This window comes from Paenibacillus sp. An7 (assembly GCF_009870785.1).
In the GTDB taxonomy this organism is placed as follows: domain Bacteria; phylum Bacillota; class Bacilli; order Paenibacillales; family Paenibacillaceae; genus Paenibacillus.
Window position 1 is genome coordinate 1 of sequence record NZ_WTWX01000052.1, and the last position, 3,859, is coordinate 3,859.

General features: G+C 36.5%; 5 protein-coding genes. 4 read left to right on the top strand and 1 reads right to left on the bottom strand.

Going from position 1 to position 3,859, the window contains the following annotated elements; translation table 11 throughout:
* Positions 1–79: 79 nt before the first annotated feature.
* Positions 80–283 carry a hypothetical protein gene (locus GQY27_RS20945; protein ID WP_160037201.1) on the top strand — a complete coding sequence of 68 codons (204 nt, stop codon included), beginning with the start codon at positions 80–82 and terminating at the stop codon, positions 281–283.
* A gap of 159 nt (positions 284–442) precedes the next feature.
* Here GQY27_RS20945 and GQY27_RS20950 read toward each other — a convergent pair whose 3' ends face one another.
* Positions 443–766, bottom strand: coding sequence for a siphovirus Gp157 family protein (locus GQY27_RS20950; protein WP_160037205.1), 324 nt, complete (start codon positions 764–766; stop codon positions 443–445).
* Positions 767–813: 47 nt separating this feature from the next.
* Here GQY27_RS20950 and GQY27_RS20955 point away from each other — a divergent pair, with 47 nt between their 5' ends.
* The 3 genes from GQY27_RS20955 to GQY27_RS20965 all read left to right on the top strand — a co-directional run bounded on the left by GQY27_RS20955 (position 814) and on the right by GQY27_RS20965 (position 3,620).
* On the top strand, positions 814–2,061 hold the full coding sequence (locus GQY27_RS20955; protein ID WP_236570683.1) for an MBL fold metallo-hydrolase: 1,248 nt from the start codon (positions 814–816) through the stop codon (positions 2,059–2,061).
* Positions 2,062–2,077: 16 nt separating this feature from the next.
* Positions 2,078–2,290, top strand: coding sequence for a DUF3006 domain-containing protein (locus GQY27_RS20960; RefSeq protein WP_160037203.1), 213 nt, complete (start codon positions 2,078–2,080; stop codon positions 2,288–2,290).
* 625 nt (positions 2,291–2,915) lie between these two features.
* Entirely contained in the window at positions 2,916–3,620 is a 705-nt protein-coding gene (locus GQY27_RS20965) for a hypothetical protein (protein ID WP_160037204.1), read from the top strand.
* Positions 3,621–3,859 lie beyond the last annotated feature (239 nt).

The window sequence follows — 3,859 nt, forward strand, 5'->3', positions numbered from 1 at the left end:
CATGATTTAAGTTCATTTTACTGGTAATCTTGACAAGCTATTAGCTGGTATAGCTGCAGCTCAATGGGCAAATTGGTACATGGATAAATATCCAAAAGCAGAATACGATGTATTAAGTGGATACTTAGTTTTGGATCCAAATTACTGTTCTAAATTTGTATGGCAGGCTTATTATTTTGGAGCCGATACAACAATTTCACCAATGTTTGCTTGGAAACCTTTAGCACCGATGGAGTTAGTATTATCAGCTAGGGATACTGCCCAAATTACATACGTACCATAATATAAGTTTCATAAAAAGATGATACTGTTAAGAATACAGTTATCATCTTTTTATATTTTCTATCCTCTTATCTTTATTTTTTCTTAATTCAAATTTTTCGTTCTCAAGAAGGTATGTTGGAATTTGTCCCCTCTTGACACAACACTTAGCTTTGGTTTCTTACAAAATTCTCAGATGTTGCCTATCTGTAATAAGCTCTACTCCTTCAATCACTACACCATTCTTCACATCACTCAGCAGTTTCTTACTATCAATCTTAGGTTCTTGTGCAATCTTATATGTATCTGGAACTTTATTGCTATCTAAAACATTGATTGATGGAGGATTCTTCTGTAGTTTTACTTTAAACATTCCTGCATTTACCTTATCAATCTTATTCACTTCTAGGACGCTCTGAGTGTATGACTTAAGTCCATTATTTTTGTTCTCAAGATATTTACGTTTCTTTGCTAGTCGCTTTTCTTCTGCCTTAAATGCTTCGATATCTGATTTTTAGCAAGAATAGTTACTTTGTTTTACTAACGTGTTTAGTGTTTCTTATCCTTAGTGGATGCGGATCAACAACAATAACACCGGTAGACAATAGTAGCACTATTCCACAGACAACAGATCCAGCATTAAGTAAGGACGATAATAACTCTTCCAATAGTACTTCTTCAGATAAAGATTCATCAGAGACAGAAACAACAAAAGATGAAACAACGAAAGATGAAGAAAAAAAAGAGGAAACAACTACACAAGCAGCCAAACCTTCCACAGCTACTCCTACAGGTAAACTAACCGTTCATTACATAGATGTAGGGCAAGGTGCTTCTCAGCTTATACAGACACCAGGTGGTAAAACGATGCTGATCGATGGAGGAAATAATGATGATGAGCAGCGTATGGTTAGCTATCTAAAAAAACAAGGTGTATCGAGAGTCGATGTTCTCATTGGAACGCATCCCGATGCTGACCATGTTGGAGGACTTGATGCGGTAGTAGATGCTTTTGATATCGGTAAGATCTATATGCCAAAAGTGTCTTCCAACACAAAAACATTTGAATCCTTACTTACCTCAATTCAAAATAAAGGTCTTAAAGTTACGACAGCAAAAGCAGGTGTAACGATCGATTTAGATGATCAGCTTGATGTTAAGATGGTTGCTCCCGTTAAAAGCTATGATGATAAAAATGAAATGAGCGCAGTTGTTAAGCTTGCTTTTAGCAAAAACTCGTTTCTATTTACGGGAGATGCGGAGTCTGGAAGCGAAAGCGATATGATAAACAGCGGTGTGAATTTAAAATCAGATGTGCTGCTTGTAGGCCATCACGGATCCAATTCATCGACCAGCCAGGCGTTTTTAAATGCAGTAAATCCTACGTATGCTGTCATTCAAGTAGGTGACAATAGTTATGGCCATCCGGTGGATAACATTTTAAAGAGACTTCACAATAAGAATGTGAAAATTTATCGTAATGATCTGCAGGGAACGATTGTCTTTACGTCCAATGGAACTACCATTAAGCCATCTGTTAGTGAATGGAAGTATACTGCAGCTGCGAAAGATAAAGAAACAAACAGTCAAAAATCAGATACTACATCAACTAAAAAGGAACCTGCAGCAACGACGAGTAATAAAGACACTGCAGTAACAAAGACGGAAACAAACACGAATGTTTATTATAAGAACTGTACCGAAGTGAGAGAAGCTGGGAAGGCACCGCTTTACGAAGGTGATCCAGGTTATAGCACGAAACTAGATCGAGATAAAGACGGTATAGCTTGTGAAAGATAAAAAGGAGGCAGGTGCATTGAGGGGAATCGTTGATCGGTTTGAAGGTGACTTTGCGGTAATTGAAATCGATGGACAGACACATGATGTTCCTAAGTCTGCTGTTGATGCTTCTGTGAGTGCGGGAGATGTTGTTACTTTGGTAGAGGGAGTATGGAAGCCAGATCATACGGAAACAAAGGATCGTGAGAAGCAAATTAAGAAGCTTATGGACGATGTTTGGGAAGATTGATCGGTAATTTAGTTCTACATGTATAGTTTGCTTATAGTAAAAACCCGATTTCGCTTGTAGAAGTCGGGTTTATTTTATTTCAAGGTATTTGGACTAAACCCTTGGATAAAGCTTGTCATCTTCATAATGACGCCAAAGTTCACTTCTTAAGTAGGAGGGTTATAGGCTCTGGATTAAACTAGTATTCCCTAAGCTGAATGAAGCTATGTTTTTGTTTTACATCACACTGGCCATCTACTTTTTCTAATCTTTCATTTTTATCATTTTGATTATCTAGTTGGTAGACTTATAATTGAATGAAAATGGAAGATATGAGATAATATGACAAAGTGATGAAGGAAATAAGTCGAATAATGAAGGCTTAAAGGTATATCAATATGCTGGTCTAAAGGAGTTTTGGACACAAACCATGTTGAGGGACAAGAATAATCCTATTAAGATTAAAAGACCTGTCTCTAAATTAATTCCTCAGCTATTTCATTAAGATCCCTCGGTATAATCAAATTTTTTCAGTAACGGGTAACGATAGCTCCCAATAGAACAAGTAAGCATGTTGTTTGCTCATTGTTAAGTAGCAGGCTTTTAAGTACTGAGTTACCTATAATGAAAAAAAAGAGGTGTTTTCTTGCATACTTTAGGGAATTTATTAGACAGTTTTGTTGATGAATCCGTTTTTAAATTTAATGGGATACAGATTGTGAATCAGTATCCTAATTTGGTGGACATTGTTGCAAATTATAAGAATGAACTGGCAAGTGCAGATCATAGTCAGCCATACCTTTTAAATAGCCAACATACGTTTGAAAAGACAATGTACTTTCCTCACTGTAATGGTGAATACACAGTGACGTGGGATATCAATAGAGCGAGGCACCTTATTAACCAAATGATACAAAATAGAAGATTGATAGCAAACGAAGTCAGCGTGGAAGAAGTATACCCTTACATTCAAAAAAATGAAATTACGGAAAGTTATTTACCTAATGCTTTAAAAAGCAATGAACCTATCATTTTAGTTTGGTATTCTCCAACTAGCCAAAAGCTAATTATTGATGGAAACCATAGAGTTGCTGCAAGATACCGGCAGGATCCAAAAACTAAGATTCAAGTTTATGGGCCATTCTCACATTACGCTCATATTGATTTTATGCCGAATGATTTAAATCGTAAGCTCTTTGTTATTCATCATAATATGCAAATGATATTCAACTACATGAAGGGAGATATGACAAAGAGGGAACTATTTTCAGGGGAAATAGGGTTATTCAACGGAACTGAAGATTTAAATTGGATGAAAGGTTATTTTAGTCCATTGGTAATGAATCATTAAATAGTCAACCATCGTAAAAGCTGATGAGTTCTAGTACACAGGTGCACCTAAATCATGGGGGCACCTTTTTTTATTTGGGTTGCTTGGTTTAAACCAAGCCTCAGTGAAGAGCAGTTTCCCGGATCTTAAATGAGCTTTTTAGCTTCAGCAAAGAGGGATGGATTGTGTTTCAGCTGAGGTGCTTATACGAAGTGGTGAAAAGAGTCAAATAGAAGAGATTTAGACATTAGGGCTGATGC